This is a genomic window from Fictibacillus sp. B-59209 (assembly GCF_036216745.1).
GTDB lineage: Bacteria > Bacillota > Bacilli > Bacillales > Fictibacillaceae > Fictibacillus_C > Fictibacillus_C marinisediminis.
The window spans coordinates 227,718-250,481 of the sequence record NZ_JARMMC010000008.1; the positions used below are offsets into that span (position 1 = coordinate 227,718).

Sequence of the window (22,764 nt, forward strand, 5' to 3'; positions counted from 1 at the left end):
TAAACTTGTATTCTATTTCTGTGGCGTGCGCAAAAATTCGTAGATGGCGGAAAAATCCTCTTTTCCTAATCCGTATTGGTTTGCCAAACCATATATTTCTTTTGTCAGGTTTGCGATGGGTAAAGCACTTCCGTTATGATACGCTTCTCCGGTTACCAGGTTAAGATCTTTCTGAATGTGTTCGAGAGGAAACTCTGCTTCGTATTGATTGGTAAGCAGTTTGTCCTTTTTGCCGGCTAAAAACGCTCCAGTTGTTGGCCCGCCGATCAGCGTCTCCAGGACGTTTTTTTTCTCCAGTCCGAGTGATTCTCCAAAATTGACAGCTTCTGCAAAGACAGCCATGGATTGAGCGAGCATTAAGTTGACAACCAGTTTCATGGACGTGCCGCTGCCATGATCCCCCTGGTGGCTGATGGCTTTCCCCATGACATTTAAATACGGACGCACTTTATCAAGAACCTCAGCCTCCCCTCCAACCAGGAAGACAAGCTCTCCGCTCTCAGCAGGTTTTAACGAGCCTGCAACAGGTGCGTCCAGAAAGCAGATGTCATGTTTTCTGGCTTCTTCCGCCATGCGTCTCGAGAAGGTTGGATTAACTGTACTGCAATCTACCCATATGGATCCTTTTGGCAAATGCTGCAAAAAACCATCTTCGCCAAGAGCAACGCTTTCAACTGCTTTAGGATTAGTCAGCATTGTAAAAAGGATATCTGATTGCTGGGCCGTTTCTTTTGGTGTTTCTCCCCACAACGCTCCCTGGTCCAGTAAACCGTCTGCCTTTTCTTTTGTGCGATTGTAGACAGTGAGCCCGTGTCCTTCTGAAATCAGGTTGCCTGCCATACGGCTTCCCATAATGCCTAGTCCGATAAATCCAATCATGTGATCCCTCCTTGTATACTTTTATTTTAAACCTCCAGACGAACGATAGCGAATGAACGGCATTGTGCCAAAAAAAATCACCAATTCGTGTTGAATTGGTGAGCGGGTTATATCGCGTAAATAATTTTGAGGTGATGAAGGTTCCAGAAGACAGTCTCGCCCTCAGCATTGGTTAGTGCAAGCTTATGTTCAAAGACTTTTTTCAATAAACCTGTTTTTTGCAGATGGTCTCCCAGATCAAGAACGATCATTTGATTCTCAAGTTTTTTGCATTGTTCATCAAATGTGCGTGCAAGGGGGAGGGAGCTGTGGCTGATCGGCAAACTTGTTAAGCTGAGCGTATAAGGAGTGACGTTATCTTTATAGGGAATCAGCCATTTTAAGTGGCTGAGTGTAATATACATTGTTTTATATACCGGGGAATAGAAGACAAAATAGTCATTCATGACGCTTGTAATGTAGCCGTGTAGAGTCTTGTTCCCGGTCACATAGATTTTTACAAAAAGCCCTTTGGCGTTCATTAACGTTTTTCTGAACGATATTTTATCAGTATGATGGTCAATCGGAACTTCCGCAGGAGCTACTATCGGGTCTTCTTCCAGCTCAGTTATTTTTCGGATGTTATGGACATGGATAGAGGGGATGTATAGGTACTCCATGCCATTAAATAATACAAAAATGTCCGGTCCCAAATCAACTAGAACTCCTGCGTGATGGTGCCCGCCAGATACTTCAATTGAGACGGTATTGTCCAATAATTCTTGAAACTCTTTACTTAAATCATTCTTCATTCAATTTCCTCCATAACCTTTAAAATAACCAATGGACCCAGTAATACAAACAGACCAAGGTGAAGATCACCGTCGGTGGGATAACCACGATTGTGACTTTAAAATAATGTTTCCAGCTGATTTTCACATTGCCTTTTTTAAGCAGATGCATCCACATTAAAGTGGCGAGCGTACCGATAGGCAAGAGCAGGGATCCGACATCGCTTCCAATTACGTTGGCAAGATAAGCTACCTTTAAGGTGAGGGGATCGAGGCCCATATTCGTCAGAGTCAAAGTCCCTACCATCAGAGCGGGGTGATTGTTAAACAAATTGGAAAGGACTGAGAGCGTGCTGCCCATCAGCAGACTTGCGTAAAGGTGATGCTTGGCCACATAAGGTTTCAGGACATGAACAAGTGCATCCGTTAACCCGATATTGTGGAGTCCGTAGATAATGACATACATGCTGAAGGCAAATATAAGGATGTGCCAAGGCGTTTTTTTCAACATATCCATAGGATTGATTTTCAGATGGATCCATCGCCATCCTAAGAGAACAAGTGAACCAAAAACAGCCATGGCTTCAACCGGTATGCCAATGTAAGAAGCAACGAACAAACTGATCCTTACACAAAACACGAAGAGGAGAATTTTGTACATGAAGGAATCTTGATTTTTTAGAACGGGAGTAGTTTCAGGCTTCAGTGGATGTGATTTTGGATTCGAAAAATTAATGGGACCCTGTGGCAGTTTGCGGGGCAGCTTCTTATAAAAGTACATATAAAGCAGAAGAACGAGGAAAACAAGGCCTAGAGTTGCCGGTACAAACATCATGGCTGTGTGCATATAGAGGTCCATGCCCACAATTTTTAAGGAAATCAAGTTTACGATATTGCTTACTCCGATCGGGGCGCTGGATGCTGTAGCAATGAGTGCTCCGGAAAGCAAGTAAGGTATTTTCTGGTGATTCTTTAAACGAAAATGTTTCAGGAGCAGTATCAAGATAGGCGTTGTGATTAGAATGCTTCCATCGTTGTTAAAGAATAGAGTCATGAAAAAACAAAGTAAATTCACATTCCAAAACAGTCGGATACCAGAGCCTTTTGACTTCTCGGCCAGTATTTGTGCCATCCAATTAAAGAATCCAAAACTCTCTAAAACGATTGCCATTACAATGGTAGCCGTGATGGTAATGGCAGCACCACTGATGGTTTCAGCTATTTTGCCAAGATCATGGAGGGAGACGGTTCCGCATAACAATACGATAATAGCTCCTATCGTTGCAGGCACGGCCTCATTGACATCAAAAGGACGCCAAAAAATGAAAATCAAAGTGAGAAGAAAGGAGAGAACAGTGATAGACACCATTATTTCAGTCAAAAACTTCACTTCCTTTTTAAGCTTTCTAAGATGGTGAAACTAGTGAAGTAATTATCTTTCTGCAGCATTCATCACTAAGGTACATCTATACAGTAATTATATGTGTCTAGTAAAAAACTTGTCCTAAGTCATTCACACAATTTACTAGAAATGTGCGGCGGACTCTATTTATCAATAAAAAAAGGAGCCTCCCTGCAAACAGGAGGGCACCTTCCTCTGCTATTGTTTCTATTGGACAAGTACCTTACTTGCTAGATACGATATTCTCTGTTTTTTTGACTAAAAATTGCAGTGTTTGATCATATTCACTTTTTAGATCGCCAATAATTTGATGAACCGGCGTTACTTCTTTAATTCTGTTGACACCTTGGCCAGCTGACCAGATATCTTTCCATGCCCTGGCATCAGAGGAATCTAAATGGGACATATCAACAGCTTCTTTTTTCTTCAACTGGTCAGGGTCAAGTCCGGCATTGCGAATACTAGAAACGAGATAGTTGGCGTTTACTCCGCTGAACGCATCCGTATAAATGAGGTCCTCAAAGGATGATTCGATCAGCATCTCCTTATATTCATTGCTTGCGAAGCTTTCGGATGCTGCTATAAAACGGGTCCCCATGTAGGCGAGGTCAGCTCCGAGTGCTTCGGCAGCCAGGATATCCTGACCATTATTAATGCATCCGGCAAGGATGGTGATTCCGTCCCAAAATTCCTTTACTGCACCGATAAAGGCGATTGGATTAATGGTTCCGGCATGTCCGCCGGCGCCGTTGCAGACCAGAATCAGTCCGTCAACACCGGTTTGGACGGCTTTTTTGGCATGACCAAGATGAATGACATCCGAGAACACGAGACCGCCGTATTGATGGACGATTTCCACCACTTCCCCCGGATGTCCGAGGGAGGTGATGACGACAGGAGGCTGATGCTTTCGGATGAGCTCAAGATCCTGCTTATACCTCTTGTTTGTTTTATGTACAATGATGTTTACAGCCCATGGAGCAATTTTACGTTCAGGATCCTGAGCCTTTGCCTGTTTTAATTCTTCTGTAATGCGAAGCATCCATTCATCGAGCACCTCATTCGTTCGTGCATTGAGCAGCGGAAAAGAACCGATGATGCCTGATTTGCAGCCTTCGATGACGAGTTCAGGGCTTGAAACAAGGAACATGGGAGCAGAGATAACGGGCAATTCAAGCTGATTGACGAAATGTTCCGGCAATTTTGCGGACATTGAATTTCTCCTCTCTTTCATTTATAGAAACCAAAACGGCTATATCTTATATTTAAGGTACTTTACCACCGGAATTCGGTCAAGAGCAAACGGTTACAAAAATACCAATTTTTCTATGATAGAATGGAAATAAATACTAATCGAAAAAGGAATGACGATAAAATGAAAACTTTTAAACATTGCCAAAGCTGTGGAATGCCTTTCTCAAGGGATGAAAAAGGAGGAGGGACAGAACTAAACGGTGAAAAAAGCAGAATGTATTGCAGCCATTGTTACGAGAATGGAAGTTTTGTAATCCCTGATCTTACTGCAGAAGAGATGAAAGAGCGAGTACAGGGGAAGATTGTGGAGTTTGGTGCTCCTCGTTTTATGGCCAAGTTCTTTACAAGAAAGCTTCATAAATTGGAAAGATGGAAGTCAAACTAACTCATTTCAGGGAAGGATAATGATATGTCCAAAAAAGTGATTTTGGCAGGAGGCTCAGGGTTTCTGAGTGAAACTTTAGCATTTTTTACAGAAAAAGAGCTATGAAGTAATTGGATGGATCATACACGGTCGTCAATTTTACTGGAAAAAGTGTCAACTGCATTTATAAAAAGAAAAACAGAGAGGAGATTGTTTCATCGCGTTTGGATTCGGTTCAGGTGCTGAGGGAAGGAAGTAAGAAGTGCAGCTCTCCACCGCAAGGGGCACTCCGTTCTTAGCTGGATGTTTGTTTGGCTTGATATCGGGATGCCGTTTAAGAGCAGCGCTGAAGAAAAAGGCTGGATGTAAAAAAGCAACCCAAATTGAAACATTGGGTTGCTTTTGCTATTAAATTGAGATTTTGGGCTTTGGCAAAGGGGCGGTAGATGAGCGGAAAACCAGTTACCCGCCGAAACATAAGAAATGCCCGCGGAAATCATCCATTTACCCGCCAAAATATGAATTTTACCCGCCGAAACGGAGGCAATACCCGCCAAAATGGATTTATGTTAACTAGCGAGCAACTTGGAACTTCAACAAACTAAACTTTAGCCATTAAGCTTTCAATCTTTGCCTTTGCTTCCTCAGGTGATTCTAATTCCAACACAATCTTCTTATAAACCAAACCTTCCAGATCCAGAATCAGGACGTTCTTATGGTTGGAATAGGAGAGAAATACCCATTCGCTGTCATAGAGGAAACGGCCGTGCTTTACGTTTTTTCCGATTCCCGATGTGCCTACACGGAAGGCTAACGGGTTGATCTTAAAGTCATCTATTTTTACATTGCTTATGGATGAGAGAGGAACCTCAATTTCTTTTTTGAGCGATGCCGCTACCGTCAAACCTGTAAAATGGATGATAAGTTTATCATTTAAATATTCAATATGTCTGCTCATTTTATGAAAACCTCCTTTTATTAATGTGACGGGTAGGGATGGCAAAACGTTCATCTTGATAAAAAATATTTTTTTACGATTTCAAAGACCATATGTAAAAGCCCTGCATGATATAAAAAACAGATGCCCCAGAGCACCTGTTTTTTTCGTTCTATTAGTCGGCTTTTTTATATTGATGCAAGCCGCAGTCTTCCTTTAGTTTTACTTGAACAATTACTGGATCATGGTCACTCGCACGGCCATGCTGTTCCATGAACTGAGAATTAATGTGGACGATATCTACATTTGTGTCTTTTTTCAGGTTGTTGGACACGAGGATGTGGTCCAGCACCTGAGCATTGCCTTGGTAAGAATAAGAGTAGCGTTCTGGGTATGGAACTTCCTGAATCATATCGGAAAGTTCATTTCCTTTTACCTCTTCAAGGGCAGGGGTAAATTCAAAATCGTTAAAATCACCTAGCAGTACAACATTTGCTTTTGGATCATCGGCTTTAATGCTTTTTACGAAGTTGTTGACGATGCCGGCAATTTGCAGACGCTGAACCTCACTGCTTAATACAGGCGGCTGATTTTTGCCGAACATTGGCTGATCTCCGCCTTTTGAATTAAAATGATTGGCGATTACGGTTACTTTTTCTCCGTTAAACATAAATTGTGCAGCAAGTGGCTTACGGCTGCTTTCAAAGGCAGGGTTCGTCGGATCGATACGTCCTGGGTTTAATGAAAGCTTGCCATTTTTGTATTCAACAGCTTGTGTTGCTGTTCCTTTTGTTCCAGGGGCAAGAGACACGCGATCAGGGTTGTAAATAAAGGCTACACGGATGTTCCCGCCAGGAATCCCTCCGTCCTTGCCATCAATGGGAGCGATGTCAGTATATTCGTAAGAAGGTCCGCCTTTTGCTTTAATTTCATTGATGAGACGATCAGCGCTGTCCTTTGCATCGGTCTTTCCATCGTTTACTGGTCCGTCACCATCTTGCATTTCTATTAATCCTACAATGTCAGGGGCATTCAGGTTATGAACGATCGAGTCAGCGATTCGTCCCGATTTTTCATCGCTCGTCCCATCTTTGCCATCTTTGTTGGCAGAGAAGTTCTCTACGTTAAAGCTGGCGATCGTTAATTTCTTATGTTTTCCCCTCAGCTTTGTGGTTTCAGGCTTTGTTTTGCCTTCCACAAAGATTGGGAGCTGGTCTTTGTTCGTCAGTACTTTATAGTTGCTGAAGCTGTAGCTCATGACCCCTGTTATATTGCCTTTGAAGTAATCTCCGGATTTAGCAATAAAGCTGCTGTCGTTAATATCCACGAAAATTCGTTCAGGGTTGTAGTCAGCTTTTGAAATATTAATGGCTCCGGAGGTATTAAACGGTGTGTTACCTTTGTTGTTCGTAACAACTACCAGTTCCCCGTAGTTTTGAGGAGCAACGATTTTCGGGTTATCCACTTCGACACGCATGCCTTCTAAACTTTCATAAAAATCGATTCCATCTTCTTTAGGGTCAAAAAGCCCAAAATTGTCATTATCAATGATTTGTGTTGGAATATGTCTGCCTTTATCTCCAAGTACCACGGTAGCTGGAAGGGCATGGCCACTTTCCGTTACGGTAACAGAGCCCCCGTTTTCTGCGTTGATTTCAGTAACAGGAAGATCAGTTTTTAATTTATCCGCATATCCGTCAAGCACCCATTCTTTTACCTGGCCTGTCGTTTTCACAAGATCTCCGTTTTTTAAGCCGTGGTTCTTTTTGTAAATCAGGATGCCTTCAGAAGTGTTCTCATCAAGGTCAGGGGTGGTGTCCTGCATATAGAAATTGTTGGCATCGACCACGTAAGTTACAACACCCTCTACATCCGCAACTGATTTATTTGTGAATGGAGACTGGTGTGAAGCTCCTTGAATGTCGTGAATTCGAAGTCCTGTTAATGCGACCGTATATTTAAAAGAAGAGATTTCACTGTTTTTAAGGCCGTCTTTGATGGCGATCGCTTTTACGGTTGCATCTTCATTAATGGTAAGTGGTTCACTGTATCGGCTGCTGCTGGATGTTGGATTGGTTCCGTCCAGAGTGTAATAGATCGCAGCATTTTCGGTAGCCGTAGATAAAGCTACTTTTGTTCCGCTTTTCACCAATCCAGAGTCAGGGGAAGCAGTAACTGGTTCAGCTTGAGGTTCTGATGGCGTATCTCCTGTAAAAGAAAAGCTTTTGGCGTTCTTATGCCCCGGAACGGAGAAATAGGCCATTAAATCACCGGTAATCTGAACTTTTTTACCCAGGTTTTCTGGATGAGCTTTAAGATTTAAACCATCTCTCACTGCCCCAGCCGGCAGCTGTACAGGAAGGATTTTTGCTTTGTCGGTTTCAGCAGGAGAATCTGCGATGGCCAGATTTGTATCCGTGAACGGAGCCGACAGCTGAAAAGAAATAGATGTTCCGCTTCCGCCTTTCACTGCACCAACAATGTATCCTTCGACAGTTTTATCGGATCCGGTATTATTGGAAATGGCATCGGATACCGAGATCACATCAGCAGCAATGGCCTTTTTTGAAACCATCGGAGACAGCATGCTGACGATAAAAACCATAATCAATGCAAGGCTGAATAACTTTTTGTAGCTCTTTGTCTTCATGAATTTTCACCCTTTACTTCATATTTTTAAATATAAAAGCGGATTTTGCTTAGAAAGCTTTATTAATCTAACACCCATTTGTTAAAAAATAGGTCGTTTATTGTAAATATATCATGTAAAAACGGTTACAAATGGCTTATGAGGAAAAATGAGGAAAATTACCTTGGTTAATAATCTTCATTAGTAACATTTACCTAAGTAATGGTGGAGAGCCATGGAACCCTTAGGGAGATAGGATGAATGAAGTTATATTACGAAAATTCAGTATTTGTAACAAAGAATGTCTTGTTTATGCACGCAACCTCCTATATGCTTAGAAAAACTTGTTACAAAGAAGGGGGACATTCCCATTAAAGAACTTCATTCGTTTGGGTGGTACGCATCCCGTATTACCCCGAATCTATCAAAAGACGTTTTTAAACCTGTTCCAGGTCGGCTGTGGGGAGGATTTGCATATCTGTTAATTGTTGTGGCTGGTTTTTTAGCGATTGGGCTTTTTGACCTCCACATGGTTTTAAATATAGTGATTGCAGGCGTATTGGGTGCATCGTTTGCCGGTATGGGCTTCTTGGGCCATGAAATTCTTCACGGCACGGTAGTCAAGAAGAGCTGGCTTAGAAATTTTTTGGGTGCCGTGGCGTTTTGGCCGCTTAGCACAGGTCCGAGACTTTGGAGAAAATGGCATAATATGAATCATCATGTACACACACAACACGACGAAAAGGATCCTGATGCATGGCCAAATTATGAAAAGTTTGTTCGGAATTCTTTCCTTCGAGCTATATACCGCTTGCCTTTTTGGGTACGCGCATTCTTTAGTTTTTTATCGTTAAGTATTCAATTTACGATTCACGGTACCATGATGTTTATTGAATATATCAAGGACTTTAATCCGAAAAATCGTCCGGCTGTATTGCTGCAAACCGTTTTGCCCTGGGCAACATGGATTGGTCTATTGTTCTGGATCGGGCCTATTAAGTGGTTGTTTGCCTTTCTCATCCCTCTATTAATCGCTAATTTTATTGTGATGAGCTACATTTCCACCAATCATAGGCTTAATCCGATAACGTCAGTAAATGATCCGCTTGCAAACAGTCTTACCGTAATTGTCCCTAAATGGGTGGATGTGCTTCATTTTAATTTTTCTTATCATACGGAGCATCATTTGTTTCCAAGTATGAGCCCGAAATATTACCCGATCGTTAAGCAGCATATTAAAAAGATGTGGCCAGAGCGGTATCACGAAATGAAAATGAGCAAGGCCATGAAGGCTCTATGGAATACACCAAGAATCTATTTTAAAGATAATGAATTGATTGATCCGCACAAGCAGAATACGTTCGGAACGCTGGGCAACGGCTTAGCTACCGGAAAACCAACTCATCCTGATGGGTTGAAAAAACCAGTATAAATTGCGAATTAAACCTTGGCTGCTGCAACAGCCAAGGTTTTTTGTATAAAGGAACATTATTTCCTGGAGAATAATTGCATGTTTTGTAATATTTTGAGAGAATTTTTATCTTTCGTTTTTTCTTTGTTCGTCTTTTGGTATGGTAAATAGACATTGTAAGCAGGAAGGATGGGTAGAGAATGGCACGGACTGAAAAAGAAAAAATGATCGCTGGGGAAATGTATCTTGCGGGTGATCCTGAGCTGATTAATGAAAGACAAGCAGCAAGAAAACTGACGCGAATCTATAACCAGACAGTTGAAACGGATGATGAACAGAGAGTTTTTTTAAAAAGCAGCTTTTCGGAAGTACAAAAAAGAATCTTTATATCGAGCCGGCGTTTCGATGTGACTATGGGTATAATATCCACGTTGGAGAGAATTTCTACGCAAATTTTGATTGTGTGATATTGGATGTATGTGAAGTCAGGATTGGGGATAATTGTTTATTGGCGCCAGGTGTCCATATTTATACGGCAACCCATCCGCTGCATCCTGTTGAGCGTAATTCAGGGAGTGAGTTTGGAAAACCTGTTACGATTGGCGACAACGTATGGATCGGCGGCAGAGCCGTCATCAATCCAGGCGTTACGATTGGTGATAATGCCATCATTGCATCCGGAGCTGTAGTAACGAAAGATGTGCCCGCAAATGTGGTAGTGGGCGGAAATCCGGCTCGAATTATAAAAACGATTGAAATATGAGAAAAAGCCGCCCCAGCCAGGGCGGCTTTTCCTAGTTACAGGGAAGGGGATGCCGATGATCTGTCTGTCCTTAAATGCAGAAATCGTTTCTTTATTCAGTATCACAGAACCAGAAGAAAAAAGACGGCCAGCAGTCTTTTCTTTTTCATGAACCTATCACCCCGCATTTATATTGGCCTCAAAACGTCGAAAACCAGCTGAAGAAGAGTAGTCGGCTGGTTTGTTTGTGTGAATTATAAAGTAGGTTGGACGGGGGACTCTTCTTTTTTCAAGGCTTTCCCTTTTCTTAAAATATACGCGTTAAATCCAATGTAATAGGCTCCCAGAATAAAGAAAACAAAAGCAGTCAGCGGATCTCTTGTAAAATGCTGGCCATATTGCGTGTTTTGCAATGATTGTGTACCAGATGAAGAGGCGAGAAGCAGGAAACGGTAAAAGAAACGCCCCAAAAAGAGAATCAGGACCGCAGCCTCGATCCACTTGTGTGTCCGGTAAAACAGCTGGGATTCCCGCCATTGATATGTACTGTGTTTGGCTGCAAATACGACAAGGACAACTCCGATCAGGGTGCCAGGCACCGCGTAAAGGAGAGTAGTCGGATGCATGGCCGCGTTTGCCAGAAAAGCCAACATGATGACAGCAAAAATGAGCATCCTGAAAACCAGCCTTCCTGGCTTATAGGGCTGAAAACCGATGGTCCTTTTCGTTCTGCGATAAATGATAAATGCCATGAGCATCAAAGGAACAGCCATTTGTTGAATGTGCATTCAAGCACCTCCTTCATTTCACTTTCCACTAAATGTATTTATTTGGAGTATATCATTCTGGTATTAAAGACTGCACACTTTTATTCCAAAAAATCACTTAATATGTTTTCAATATATTAAATTAGGGTATATTTGTTAGTTGGATACTAATTGTTATCTCATTGTAATCTAATTTTCATCCTCATGTCATAATGGGTTGTTAGAATTGGCTAGGAATTCATTAAACAGGAGGATGTTATTTTGAAAAAATTAGTTTCGGGAATTATTGTAGCAGGTGTTCTTGCCGTCAATCCAGTAGCAGGCCATGCAGCACTTGGAGACAACACGCTTAAGCCAGAAACCCATGATTCAGACGTTCAGGACCTCCAGGCATTGTTGAAAAAGAAAGGTTATTTTACATACCATGAAACAACTAACTACTTTGGACCATACACAGAGTCAGCAGTAAAGAAATTGCAGAAAGAAAAAGGAATGAATGTTGATGGAGTCGCAGGAGATTCTGTCTATAAAGCTCTCGGTGTATTCAGCAAGCAGGCGATTGTGGACCAAGCAGAAGAATACCGCGGAACTCCTTATGAGTGGGGCGGAGAAACACCGGATGGATTTGATTGCAGCGGTTATTTAAACTACATCTTCGATAAAGCGGCGAACATCGATCTTCCGCGCGTCGTGAAAGATATTCATGAAGAAGGAACCTCTGTAGATTCTCCGCATGTTGGAGATATTGTTTTCTTTGATATCGAAGGGAACGGCAATCTTTCTCACGCCGGAGTGTATGTAGGCGATGGGAAATTCATGCATGCTTCTTCTTCTAAAGGAGTAACCACTTCTGAGTTGGACAGCTCTTACTGGGCCCCTAAATATGAAGGTGCAAAGCGCTATAGATAGTTTTACCGGTGCCAGGCACCGCAATTACACAAGTGTGTAATCGTGGTGCCTGGCACCATTTTTTTTATCCGCTTAAGGAAATGTTAAGGAATGCCTGGTATGCTTGGCAATATTGTATTCGGATTTTAAAAAACAACTTGGAAAATATGTGCAAATAGCTAAAGCATCCTTTAAAATAATAGAATATTGCACTAAGATATCGAATAAAAACGAATTCTGAAGTATTGACATTGAAATGAGGGAGAAGCGTGCTCCGTATTTTAGTCGTTGAAGATAACCTGGCATTGCTGGATTCTATTGTTGAAATACTGTCTGATGAATTTAAGGTAGACCAGGCGGCGGATGGCGAAGATGGACTGTATGAAGCCATGCAGAACATCTATGACGCCATCGTGCTTGATGTCATGCTGCCTGAGATGGATGGGTTTCAGATTATCCGGCGCATGAGGAAAGAGAATATTAACACCCCAGTTTTATTTTTAACAGCCAGGGATTCGTTGGAGGACCGGGTAAAGGGTTTAGATTTTGGCGGAGATGATTATTTGGTAAAGCCCTTTGAGTCGTCGGAGCTGAAAGCAAGGCTTCGCGCCCTTTTGCGGAGGAGCGGGAGCTTGACGTTAAATCAGACCCTTCGTTATCGGGGAATTGAATTACTAGGGCCGGAGCATGACATTATTGTTGATGGCCATCCCATTAAGCTGACCATTAAGCAGTATGAACTGCTGGAATACATGATACAGAACAGCGGGACGATCTTAACAACCCTGAAGACAGGGATTTTATGGCGAGGGATTCCAGGGTAACTATCCTGATCTGGGATAAGAACCATGAGCTCCTTGACACGCCGCGTCCGCCATTCTTTGTTTTCGATAATGAAGATCGTTACCGTCAGAAGAAAATGAACAAGCTGGAATTCATTCATACGGATGAAGCGACATACAGGACCAAGTCGGTAAAAGAAAAGCTTCCTATTGTGGGAACGGTGACGGTGCAGGCGATCAGAAACGTGAAGACGGAGGAAGAGCTGCTTCATAAGCTGCTGCTAGTCATTATTGCTGGCTGCCTGTTCGGAGCTGTTTGTGCCATTGGGGGCGGATACTTTCTTGCAGGCCGTGCGTTAATCCCTATAAAAAAGGCCTGGGACAAACAGCAGAAACTTGTATCGGATGCTTCTCATGAATTGAGAACCCCGCTGTCCGTCATTCAGGCGAAGACCGATCTCTTATTTCGGTCTCCATCTGCTACGATTGAGGACAAAAGCATGGATATCTCGGCCATTTCAAAAGAGAGCAGGCGTCTGTCAAAACTGGTCAGCCAGCTTTTATTGCTGGCCAGGTCAGACTCCAATCAGGTCGAATTAAAAAAGCAGTCGTTTCAGCTTGATCAATTATTGCAGGAGATTGCAGATCATTACGGAGAAATCGCCTCTTACCAAGGCAAAAATATATCACTTAACGCATCGCTGCCGATCACCTTTTCTGCAAATAGGGAACGTATCCATCAGCTGCTCGTTATATTACTGGATAACGCCATGAAGCATACGGGAGAGGGTGATCAAATCCTGTTATCTGCAAAAGAAGCTGCTTCTTCGATCGAACTGATGGTGAAGGATAACGGACCCGGAATAGCAGAAAGTGAAAGGGAACGGATATTTGACCGGTTCTATCAAAGTGATAAGGCAAGAACGGATGCTGAAGGGCTTGGCTTGGGTTTATCCATCGCACAATGGATCATCGAAAAGCATAACGGAAAGGTGAAGGTGGAGAGCGAGTTAGGAAACGGTACAGCGTTTATCATCACGTTTCCAAAATAAAAACGAAGGGCAGCTGCCCTTCGTTTTTTGTTTTGTCCAGCACCAGCGCTTGTTGGACTTAAGCCAGGGCGCTTACGCTTTACTACTCTAGATAGCCCAGTTACCTTTGGTGAACAATGGGATACGTTTTCCATCTTGATATTCAGCTTCAATTTCAAGGTCTGCAGAACCAATCATAAAGTCGGTGTGGCCATGGCTTTGATTGACTCCTTTTGCTTCAAGCTCTTCTTTTCTTAGCTGCTCTGCCCCGGGTATGTTCATACTGATAGCATTGCCTAATGCAAGGTGACAGGAAGCATTTTCATCAAATAAAGTGTTGTTGAACACGATCCCTGAGTTAGAGATTGGAGAGTCATACGGAACAAGAGCGACTTCACCAAGATATTTCATTCCTTCATCGATGTTAAGGAGCTGCTTTAGCGTATCCTCGCCTTTTTCCGCCTTAACATCTACCACTTTTCCATTTTCAAAGGTTAAGCTGAAGTTCTCGATAATGTTCCCCATTGCCGATAATGGCTTCTTGCTTGATACCGTTCCATTTACTCCCTCTTTAAGCGGGGCAGTAAATACTTCTTCTGTCGGCATATTCGGTATGTAAAACGTGTTGAATGTGGAGTGATGGCCGCCGCCGATCCATTCATGTTCAGGATGAAGGTCAATGCTAAGATCAGTACCTTCTGACTTATAGTGCAGCGTTTTAAATTTCTGCTCATTCAAATAATTCACTTTATTTAGCAGCGTTTCTCCATGCTCTCTCCATGCTGCTACTGGATCTGGCTGATCGACACGAACCGTTTGGAAAATCGCTTCCCAAAGGGCCTTAATGGCATCGTTTTCATTTTTTTCAGGGAAAACACTCTTTGCCCAACCGGCAGTCGGAGCTCCAGCGATTAGCCAAGGAACATCACCTGCAAGTCTTGCTTTCGTGAATTTTTCAAGTCGTTCACCTGCGTTCTTTTGCACAAGCAATAAGCGCTCGGATGGAACTCCTTGAAAGGCATTGGGATCATTCCCAGTCACCATGAGCATACAGTCATTGTTTTCCATTAAACTTTCTTGCATGTCAACTTGCCACTGCGGAATATTATCTTTCAATACCTCTTCAGAAGCGTTGTTTAAGTGAATACGGCTTGTTTCTGTATCTGACCATTCTACAAAGACGCGCTTGCAGCCGTTCTTATAAGCATGTTCTGTTACCTTGCGCGTAAATTCTGCAGCTTCAATGGGTGAATTGATCAGTAAACGCTGGCCGTCCTGGACATTAAGGCCCACTTTTACAACAAGTTCTGCGTACTGGTCCAACTTTTCCTCAAACGTTTTCATTGTATCCCTCCTATACTTTGATTCTACTACAGGTAAGGAACAAGGTGCTATTATGAACAATTTAGGGGGAGAGATTTTGTAATGGATCATCCTTCTTGGGTATACTAGTTCACTAGAAGGGAGTGTTATTCATGAAATTGGATCATACCGGTATAGCGGTACGAAGAATAAATGAAGCGATTGATTTTTACACAACCAACCTGGGAGGCAAACTGGTTCATCAGTATACGAGCGAGAAACCAGGGGTTGAAACACATATCGCCGTTATCGAAATGGACAATCAAGTCATAGAACTTTTAGAACCTACGAGTAAAACATCTCCGATCGAACGGTTCATCCGCCAAAAAGGAAAAGGTGTCCACCATCTGGCATATGAAGTGGACAACCTTGAAGAAACGATACGAGAGTATGAGGGTCGAGGAATCACATTTTTAAAAGATACCTATCGGATCAATCCATATGGAAGAAGGTTAATTTATATTAATCCGGTTCACACGCAGGGTACGATTATTGAGTTGTGTGATTATATTAGAAGCAATGATTAATTTCTTTTGAAAGGGTATAGCTTGTCATAGTTTATGTGAACAGAAGGAAAACGGTTTGTACACAAAAAAAACAGTAAGCCGGGACACCGGCTTACTGTTTTAAATTAATCAACGATCTGAATACCATTACGGTCTTTTTCTTTATTCAATTGATATAAGCGGTACGTATGGCTGACGATAACCTTAAGAAGGGCATAAAATGGAACGGCCAGTATCATGCCGAGAAAACCGCCCATGTTACCGGCAACTAGCAGGATAAGGATGACAGTTAGCGGATGGACATCCAGTTTTCTTCCCATGATCAGTGGAGAAGTTACGTTTCCATCGATCTGCTGCACCACAATGACCACGATGGCTACCTTTAAGGCCATGAGCGGCGACATGATCAAACCAATGATAAAAGCCGGTATAAAGGCGATAAACGCACCAAGAAACGGAATGATATTGGTAATCATAGCGACTATGGCAAGAATTAAAGAATAATCAAGGCCGATAATGCTGTAGCCGATGTACATCATTACACCTACTAAAAAGGCTGCGGTTGCTTGTCCCTGAATATAAGAGCTCAGTGCCTCATCCATATCTTTTAAGATTCGTTTCGCTTCTGCTGCTTTTAAATAGGGAAGGAAGTTCTCTACTCTGTTGCCAAGTCCTTCACTATCCTTCAGCAAATAAAACACGATAAACGGAACCGTAACGATAACTGTAGCAACGCTCGTAATGATGCCGATCAGGCTGGAGATCTTGGTGCCGATGTTGCCGGCAAAGCCTTTGGCGTAATCGCTTGCCTTGGAGGTAAGGCTGTCGATCGTAATGTAATCATTTTGCTGAAAACGTGAAAACCATTCATTCTGCTTCAGGCTGTTCACTTTATCGTTAAGCGAGTCTACGATCTGCGGAGCATTGTTAATCAGGCTTTTAAATTGGCTCTGCAGCTGCGGGCCTAATAGGAAAACAAGCAAAGTCCCGAGCCCGATGAACAGCAGATAGATGATCAGGATGGAAAGCACTTTCGGTACCTTGTGGCGATCTAAGTAATAGACGATCGGTCTTAATAAATAAAAAATAACCCCGCCGATCAAGAATGGGAAGAATAAGGTCGTAAAAATAATTTCCACCGGACGGAAGATAAATTCCACCTTGGATGAGAGTAAAACAATGACCAATAAAATGATAATTGCGTAGCCTATCCGAAAAGCTTTTGTGTTTGGCATAACATCACCTCAATTTCGATTGTTTGCAGTATGAAAGCTATGTGTATTATTTTATCATTTAACCACTTCTCTTGCCTGTTTCCATCTTTTCATAAGGCTGTTTTCGTAACCTTTGTTGCTCTTAGGGGTGGTTGATTTCCGTTTCAGGATGCTCGCTTTCCGCGGGGCGTGCGGTGAGCCTTACCGGCGCCAGCGCCTACTTTCTCGGCGCATGCGCCTGTGGGTCTCACCTGTCCCGCTGCTCCCGCAGGACAAGGAAGGCTTCGGCAGCGTTATATCGCACGAAGAAAATGTGAAATTCATTTTCGAGGAGTCTCGCACCTTACACTCCAATCAACTTGTCAATGAAGGCTCTTAACAAAAATGTTCCCAAAGCAACAATCTTTTAGAAAAGAGCTTTTCATAAAAATAGCAGCAGACTCTGCTTTTGTGTCATCGATTTGCCGTTCGTTGACTTTGCCGTCTTCACCGTAATTATTTCCTCCTTTGTAGTTGGCATATCTTCGGGCACGTGTATAGCCCATCTGCAGAAACTTTCTTGCCATATCCATTCCGACAAGATCGTCTTTCTCTTTGTAGTTCAAAAAGAGTCCGTAAATCTTTTGAGAGGATTTCAATGCAATTTCTGGAGTTTTAAACCGCCAATGAGGCAGAATCTCACTTTTATAGGGTTCTGCTAAAAGGACTCCCTGTTCACCACGGCCGACACGGTATTTTTCTGGATGCTTGCGAAAATTTATTGTTTTGAAGTCTAAGTCATTTAATGCCATCTCGCACCGCCTCCTTATTACCACCATTGTTCCCTTTTATAGGGAGTCTTAAAACGAGAATCTATGGCTATCATAGCATGAACCATAATCCCGAAGTCCAGTACCCAGATGCTTGAAGCCACAGAAATCTGGTGCCGTTCAGCGTAGTCCGTACCCGGTAATTTTACCTTTCTATTAAACAGTAAAAAGCAGGAGGGCAAGCGAGCCAACCTGCTTTTTTATGAATTAAGGCTGACGAAGAGGAATGAAAATCTAAACCACCAATAGAGCATAAAAGAGCAGCCTAGCAGAATGATGATGGCCCATGGGGAACCGCTCAGCATACCAGTAATCAAATGATCCCATTCCGTGTTGCCTTCAGGACGTCCTAAAGCAAAAGTAAAACTGATTACAGGTGTTGCGATGACAAATGTAAGATTAATAATGGAAGCTTTTATATGTACTTTTTTGAACAGATTTGTGATGGTTGCCAATAAAGTCAGCGCTATAAAAGAGTAAAATAGCAGCCAGACCCAGTCAGGAAGTGTTTCATGCACCATATAAACGGCCCCCAATAGTCTCTATAATTTTCACATCCATCTGTATCCTAAAGGAGAACAGGAAAAATTGCATAAGAATTTTTTACTATTTTTTACATTTTCGGGTTTGGCCACTGTGTTTTTATTCAACTAATTTGTGAATAATGCCTCCGGTTACTTGGCAATTTCCGTTCCTTGAATTACCATTAGTTACGTATAGTTGATAGAAAGAGGGATGAGTATGGGATATATCGTGACTGCTATAATTGCTGGTTTGATCGTAACAGGGCTTACCGTTGCCATTGGTCTCCAAAAGGATGAAAAATACGGGTCCTCAACGAAAAATAATCTGAGCAGGCTTACTGCAATTTATGTTGTTTTGATTCTCGTCTGTATCATCGGTTTAGGCATTTATATCGGAAACCGTTAAATGTAAGAGAAACTGAAAATGAAGAGAGGGAACAGCCATGAAATCTGTCATTCTTGATATGGATACGGGGATTGATGATGCTTTGGCGATCGCTTATGCGATCCATTCTCCGGAATTAAACGTACTCGGCATTACAACAGGTTTTGGAAATGTATCAGCAGAAGAAGCGACAAGAAATACGCTTCAGGTTCTTCAATTATTAGAGAGAGCAGATATTCCAGTTTTTCAAGGCGCAGAACGGCCGTTTCGCAGAGAAAGCACTCGCCATAGAGCTTATGAAGTCCATGGAGAAGATGGTTTGGGAAACATTCAGCTGCCGCTGCCCGAACCCTTCTCACCAGGACAGCATGCCAGTGATTTTATCATCTCTATGGTGAAAAAACATCCAAATGAGATCACTCTTATCACGGTTGGTACACAGACCAATCTGGCTCTCGCTGTTGAAAAAGATCCTTCCATTACAGGATTGGTGAATGAAGTCGTGATTATGGGCGGCGCAGTCACTGTCCCGGGAAATGTTACACCTGCTGCAGAAGCCAATTTTTATGCGGATGCTGAGGGGGCGGATTTTGTACTTAACTCAGGGCTGCCTATTACTTTGGTCGGTCTGGATGTGACGATGAAGACCCTGCTGCTGAGAGAAACATTGGCGGAATGGAGAGGCTGCGGATTAAAGACTGCTGAAATATTTGCGGATATGTGCAGTTTCTATATGGATTTTTATGAAAGAAAGAATCCAGGTCTCGGCGGCTGTGCTCTTCATGATCCATTAGCCGTCGGAGTTGCAGTTGATCCCACGTTTATCAGTACAAAACCGATGAATGTCCGAGTATCGACAGAACAGGAAAAGCTTGGCCAGAGCAGGGGTGTGGAAACAGATCAGGGAATCTCTGTCGGCATTGAAGTTGATGCAGAACGTTTCAGGACACATTTTCTCAATCGAATTCTTCCTGCCAGTAGAAAGGGGAACCTTCATGCTGGACATTAAAGTGATTCCCGCTGAACAAACCTACGAGATTAGACACAAAGTGCTTCGGCCCAATCAAACGCTGGAAGATTGCCAGTTTCCTGGCGATCATGATCATGGAACGTTTCATCTTGGAGCCTATAAGGGTGATAAACTCATTTCTATCGCTTCCTTTTATCAAGAGAATCATCCTGATATTGAAGGAAACGTGCAGTACCGTCTGCGCGGAATGGCGACCCTTGAAGAATACAGGAAAGAAAAGGCGGGAAGCAGACTTCTAATAAGTGCCGAAGACATGCTGAAGAAGCAGCATACTGATTCCTGGTGGTGTAATGCAAGAGTTGGAGTGGCGGGTTATTATAAAAAGCTTGGTCTTCGTGAACACGGTGAGGTGTTTGATCTGCCGCCGATCGGACCGCATATCGTGATGTATAAAACGTTAACGTAATAGAATATTAAGAATACGATAAAAAAAGCCAGAATATAGTGTATCAAGTGAATACATCACTATACCTCTGCTGATCAGAAATGCTGAAGGCTCACTCTTTTATTCAAAAGAAGTGAGCCTTTTTATGTTCATGAGAGAGCAGCGGGAAACTAAAAGGAGGGAAGAACAGTGAATGTCTTTTTAACCATCGTGAACATTGTTGTGTTATTGCTGCTTGCTGGCGGTTTGTATTACCTTCAGCGTAAGAAAGTATCCTTTTCAAAACGTGTCTTTGCGGCTTTAGCTGCAGGAATTGTGTTTGGACTCATTCTTCAGTTTGTTTATGAGCCTGCTTCCAAGGTGCTGTCCAACTCGGCCGACTGGTACTCCATCATGGGAGGAGGATATGTAAAATTCCTTCAGATGGCGGTAATGCCGCTTGTTTTCGTTTCTATTTTGTCTGCTTTTACAAAATTAAAACTCAGTAACAACGTCGGCAAAATCAGTGGTTCGGTTATCGGAATATTGCTCGGAACAACAGCCATCGCCGCTGCGATCGGAATTGCAGCTGCACTATCCTTCCATCTCGAAGCGGTCCAGATCACGAAAGGCGCTCCAGAGCTCGCACGTGCAACAGAGCTTCAGACCACGTTTGACCAGATTAAAGACAAGACACTGCCTCAGCAGGTTCTTGACCTCTTTCCTGGAAATCCGTTTCTTGATTTTACAGGAGCACGTCCGACTTCAACGATTGCAATTGTCATTTTTGCCGCTTTTGTAGGAATAGCCTACCTGGGAGTCAAACGGAAACAAGCAGATCAAGCTGCACTGTTCGCCAGTATTGTGGAAGCGGTTCATGCTATTGTCATGCGGGTTGTTACATTGATTCTCCGGTTAACACCATATGGAGTCCTCGCACTGATGACCAAAACGGTAGCTCTTAGTGATCTGGACGCCATCGCAAAACTTGGGAAATTTGTGATCGCCTCCTATGTCGCATTGGCGCTCATGTTTATCATTCACCTGCTGTTTATTACATTCTCTGGGTTAAGTCCTGTCACGTATATTCGCAAAGCGATTCCGGTTCTGTCCTTTGCCTTTACTTCCAGAACGAGCGCAGGTGCGCTTCCACTTAACATCAGTACACAAAAGAGCCTTGGAGTACCTGAAGGAATCGCCAACTTTGCAGGCTCCTTCGGACTTACCATCGGGCAGAACGGGTGCGCTGGAGTTTATCCGGCCATGCTTGCTGTTATGATCGCACCGTCTGCAGGAATTGATCCGCTTACTCCGTCTTTCATACTCAGCCTGATTGTTATCGTCGTAATCAGTTCCTTCGGGATTGCAGGCGTTGGGGGCGGCGCAACATTTGCTGCACTTCTGGTTCTTTCCTCTATGAACCTTCCTGTCGCATTGGCTGGTTTGCTCATTTCTGTTGAACCTCTGATTGATATGGGAAGAACCGCTTTGAATGTTAGCGGGGCCATGACTGCCGGTATTCTGACGAGCAAGGCGAGAAAAGAATTGGATACTGAAGTCTACAACGCACCGGTCAATGAACTAAAAGCAGAAGCATAAACCTTTATTAATTTTGTCAATTAATTGCCTATCTCAATAGAAAATAAGAACAGCCGGGGATAAGCTCAATCATCCCGGCTGTTCTTCAATGACTATTCACAATCTAATTAAAAATAATCTGCGGAGTAAACACCAGGTCAGAAACTTCTTCTACAATTGATTCTTCTTCAGCTTCTTCCATCCCAAATCCATTCCATCTTTCAAATAGCTGAATTCTCCCGTCCGGAAGAGTTTTTGGAGTGGAAAAACATTTGCCGCTTTTGATTTCATGCTTTCGATTAATATGGCTATAGGTAAATTCGATGCTGCCGTCTTCTTTTACGATGCCGATCATGTTTCCCTTGAGAACATCTCCTCCTGAATACGTTGCGCTTAAAATGTCATCCTCTTGTTTATACGTAAAATAGGTTTTCGAAGATGTTTCTCCATTCTCTGAACTTTTCACGGATACAAAACGCCGACCATTATAGTTAACCATTTAACGCGTCCTCCCTTTAAAGTTTTAAAGACAATGATAACAAAAGAATATGTATTTGAAAACAGAAAATTCTGTTTTTCTTATTCAAAAGTAAAAACAGGCCCAGATTTTGAGAAAAAGGGCCTGTCTTTTTGTCATTCATCAAGCTTTTTTCTTTTTGCGCTTTTCGTACCGTTCCTTTGCTTGCTGATAGCGATGAATTTCTTCTTGGTTCACTGGCACGAGGGGAGGGACCGGTGACGGCCTGCCCTCCGCATCTACGGCAAGCATGGTAAACAGGGCCCTTGACGTAAGCCGTTTTTCGCCTGTTAGAAGGTTTTCAGATTCTACTTTAACGAAAATTTCCATGGATGTCCGGTGGGCGCATGTGACATAAGCTTCAAGATTAATAGCTTCACCGGTTTTGATCGGGCCAAGAAATTCAAAGGAATCACTCGAAACAGTCACGACCGGTTTACGGCAATGCCGCATGGCAGTTATGCAGGCGATCTTGTCTACATAAGCCATGACCTTCCCGCCGAAGACAGTATGGTGGTGATTCGTATCCGGCGGGAAAACTAAATCTGTTAAGCAGGTTTTCGATTGCTGGACGGTCTTTGCTTCAGAAGGAAAGGAGGCAGGTATTTGAGAAGCCATG

22 protein-coding genes and 3 pseudogenes are annotated in these 22,764 nt (G+C 42.8%); 12 read left to right on the forward strand and 13 right to left on the reverse strand.

Features of this window, described 5'->3' with window-relative positions; translation table 11 throughout:
- Positions 1 to 12 precede the first annotated feature (12 nt).
- The 4 genes from P4361_RS06525 to P4361_RS06540 form a co-directional block, all read right to left on the reverse strand.
- On the reverse strand, positions 13 to 879 hold the full coding sequence (locus P4361_RS06525; RefSeq protein WP_328088681.1) for an NAD(P)-dependent oxidoreductase: 867 nt from the start codon (positions 877 to 879) through the stop codon (positions 13 to 15).
- A gap of 107 nt (positions 880 to 986) precedes the next feature.
- On the reverse strand, positions 987 to 1,670 hold the full coding sequence (locus P4361_RS06530) for a DUF2642 domain-containing protein (RefSeq protein WP_328088682.1): 684 nt from the start codon (positions 1,668 to 1,670) through the stop codon (positions 987 to 989).
- A 19-nt stretch (positions 1,671 to 1,689) separates the two neighbouring features.
- Positions 1,690 to 3,009, reverse strand: coding sequence for an arsenic transporter (locus P4361_RS06535; protein ID WP_328088786.1), 1,320 nt, complete (start codon positions 3,007 to 3,009; stop codon positions 1,690 to 1,692).
- Between the two features lie 265 nt (positions 3,010 to 3,274).
- A complete protein-coding gene (locus P4361_RS06540; RefSeq protein ID WP_256225378.1) occupies positions 3,275 to 4,264 on the reverse strand; it encodes an NAD(P)H-dependent flavin oxidoreductase in 990 nt (329 codons plus the stop codon).
- Positions 4,265 to 4,426: 162 nt separating this feature from the next.
- Here P4361_RS06540 and P4361_RS06545 point away from each other — a divergent pair, with 162 nt between their 5' ends.
- Both P4361_RS06545 and P4361_RS06550 read left to right on the forward strand, forming a co-directional pair.
- Positions 4,427 to 4,690, forward strand: a complete 264-nt coding sequence (locus tag P4361_RS06545) for a zinc ribbon domain-containing protein (protein ID WP_062239733.1) — start codon at positions 4,427 to 4,429, stop codon at positions 4,688 to 4,690.
- Positions 4,691 to 5,115: 425 nt separating this feature from the next.
- Positions 5,116 to 5,274 (forward strand): hypothetical protein, encoded by a 159-nt coding sequence (locus tag P4361_RS06550; protein ID WP_328088683.1) that lies wholly within the window; start codon positions 5,116 to 5,118, stop codon positions 5,272 to 5,274.
- Here the strand turns inward: P4361_RS06550 and P4361_RS06555 are convergent.
- Positions 5,271 to 5,627 (reverse strand): hypothetical protein, encoded by a 357-nt coding sequence (locus tag P4361_RS06555; RefSeq protein ID WP_062239735.1) that lies wholly within the window; start codon positions 5,625 to 5,627, stop codon positions 5,271 to 5,273. The genes P4361_RS06550 and P4361_RS06555 overlap by 4 nt on opposite strands.
- Before the next feature lie 154 nt (positions 5,628 to 5,781).
- Positions 5,782 to 8,256: a DUF6359 domain-containing protein gene (locus P4361_RS06560; RefSeq protein WP_328088684.1), complete on the reverse strand. Its 2,475-nt coding sequence runs from the start codon at positions 8,254 to 8,256 to the stop codon at positions 5,782 to 5,784.
- Positions 8,257 to 8,605: 349 nt separating this feature from the next.
- Here P4361_RS06560 and P4361_RS06565 point away from each other — a divergent pair.
- Positions 8,606 to 9,619: pseudogene (locus P4361_RS06565) on the forward strand (fatty acid desaturase family protein); the annotation flags it as partial.
- A 227-nt stretch (positions 9,620 to 9,846) separates the two neighbouring features.
- Positions 9,847 to 10,409, forward strand: a pseudogene (maa, locus tag P4361_RS06570) (maltose O-acetyltransferase).
- A 233-nt stretch (positions 10,410 to 10,642) separates the two neighbouring features.
- On the opposite strand, the gene P4361_RS06575 reads toward maa, so the two are convergent.
- A complete protein-coding gene (locus P4361_RS06575; protein ID WP_328088685.1) occupies positions 10,643 to 11,176 on the reverse strand; it encodes a hypothetical protein in 534 nt (177 codons plus the stop codon).
- 240 nt (positions 11,177 to 11,416) lie between these two features.
- On the opposite strand from P4361_RS06575, the gene P4361_RS06580 reads away from it, so the two are divergent.
- The 3 genes and pseudogenes from P4361_RS06580 (at position 11,417) to P4361_RS06590 (ending at position 13,877) form a co-directional block, all read left to right on the forward strand.
- Positions 11,417 to 12,064, forward strand: a complete 648-nt coding sequence (locus tag P4361_RS06580; protein ID WP_091006026.1) for a C40 family peptidase — start codon at positions 11,417 to 11,419, stop codon at positions 12,062 to 12,064.
- Positions 12,065 to 12,312: 248 nt separating this feature from the next.
- Positions 12,313 to 12,822: pseudogene (locus P4361_RS06585) on the forward strand (response regulator transcription factor); the annotation flags it as partial.
- Between the two features lie 23 nt (positions 12,823 to 12,845).
- The gene (locus tag P4361_RS06590; protein ID WP_328088686.1) at positions 12,846 to 13,877 is read left to right on the forward strand and encodes a HAMP domain-containing sensor histidine kinase; all 1,032 of its coding nucleotides are present in this window, start codon (positions 12,846 to 12,848) and stop codon (positions 13,875 to 13,877) included.
- Positions 13,878 to 13,964: 87 nt separating this feature from the next.
- Here the strand turns inward: P4361_RS06590 and P4361_RS06595 are convergent, their stop codons facing one another.
- Positions 13,965 to 15,200 (reverse strand): aminopeptidase, encoded by a 1,236-nt coding sequence (locus P4361_RS06595; protein ID WP_265407976.1) that lies wholly within the window; start codon positions 15,198 to 15,200, stop codon positions 13,965 to 13,967.
- A 131-nt stretch (positions 15,201 to 15,331) separates the two neighbouring features.
- Here P4361_RS06595 and P4361_RS06600 point away from each other — a divergent pair, with 131 nt between their 5' ends.
- Positions 15,332 to 15,745: a VOC family protein gene (locus tag P4361_RS06600; RefSeq protein ID WP_062239755.1), complete on the forward strand. Its 414-nt coding sequence runs from the start codon at positions 15,332 to 15,334 to the stop codon at positions 15,743 to 15,745.
- Positions 15,746 to 15,849: 104 nt separating this feature from the next.
- Here the strand turns inward: P4361_RS06600 and P4361_RS06605 are convergent, their stop codons facing one another.
- From P4361_RS06605 to P4361_RS06615, 3 genes are all read right to left on the reverse strand, one after another.
- Complete coding sequence (locus P4361_RS06605) at positions 15,850 to 16,959, reverse strand: AI-2E family transporter (RefSeq protein ID WP_256225389.1); 1,110 nt, start codon at positions 16,957 to 16,959, stop codon at positions 15,850 to 15,852.
- Positions 16,960 to 17,300: 341 nt separating this feature from the next.
- On the reverse strand, positions 17,301 to 17,729 hold the full coding sequence (locus P4361_RS06610) for a DUF4385 domain-containing protein (RefSeq protein WP_328088687.1): 429 nt from the start codon (positions 17,727 to 17,729) through the stop codon (positions 17,301 to 17,303).
- 218 nt (positions 17,730 to 17,947) lie between these two features.
- Positions 17,948 to 18,268, reverse strand: coding sequence for a hypothetical protein (locus P4361_RS06615; protein ID WP_053355004.1), 321 nt, complete (start codon positions 18,266 to 18,268; stop codon positions 17,948 to 17,950).
- Positions 18,269 to 18,488: 220 nt separating this feature from the next.
- Here P4361_RS06615 and P4361_RS06620 point away from each other — a divergent pair, with 220 nt between their 5' ends.
- The 4 genes from P4361_RS06620 (at position 18,489) to P4361_RS06635 (ending at position 21,649) form a co-directional block, all read left to right on the forward strand.
- A complete protein-coding gene (locus tag P4361_RS06620) occupies positions 18,489 to 18,677 on the forward strand; it encodes a hypothetical protein (protein WP_053355003.1) in 189 nt (62 codons plus the stop codon).
- 37 nt (positions 18,678 to 18,714) lie between these two features.
- Entirely contained in the window at positions 18,715 to 19,665 is a 951-nt protein-coding gene (locus tag P4361_RS06625; RefSeq protein ID WP_328088688.1) for a nucleoside hydrolase, read from the forward strand.
- Positions 19,652 to 20,092 (forward strand): GNAT family N-acetyltransferase, encoded by a 441-nt coding sequence (locus P4361_RS06630; protein ID WP_062239769.1) that lies wholly within the window; start codon positions 19,652 to 19,654, stop codon positions 20,090 to 20,092. The genes P4361_RS06625 and P4361_RS06630 overlap by 14 nt, the downstream gene beginning before the upstream one ends.
- Positions 20,093 to 20,260: 168 nt before the next feature.
- Positions 20,261 to 21,649 (forward strand): L-cystine transporter, encoded by a 1,389-nt coding sequence (locus tag P4361_RS06635; protein ID WP_328088689.1) that lies wholly within the window; start codon positions 20,261 to 20,263, stop codon positions 21,647 to 21,649.
- Positions 21,650 to 21,752: 103 nt separating this feature from the next.
- Here the strand turns inward: P4361_RS06635 and P4361_RS06640 are convergent, their stop codons facing one another.
- Together P4361_RS06640 and P4361_RS06645 are read right to left on the reverse strand one after the other, a co-directional pair.
- The gene (locus P4361_RS06640; protein WP_328088690.1) at positions 21,753 to 22,127 is read right to left on the reverse strand and encodes a n-acetylglutamate synthase; all 375 of its coding nucleotides are present in this window, start codon (positions 22,125 to 22,127) and stop codon (positions 21,753 to 21,755) included.
- A 141-nt stretch (positions 22,128 to 22,268) separates the two neighbouring features.
- Entirely contained in the window at positions 22,269 to 22,763 is a 495-nt protein-coding gene (locus tag P4361_RS06645; RefSeq protein WP_053354998.1) for an acyl-CoA thioesterase, read from the reverse strand.
- Position 22,764 lies beyond the last annotated feature (1 nt).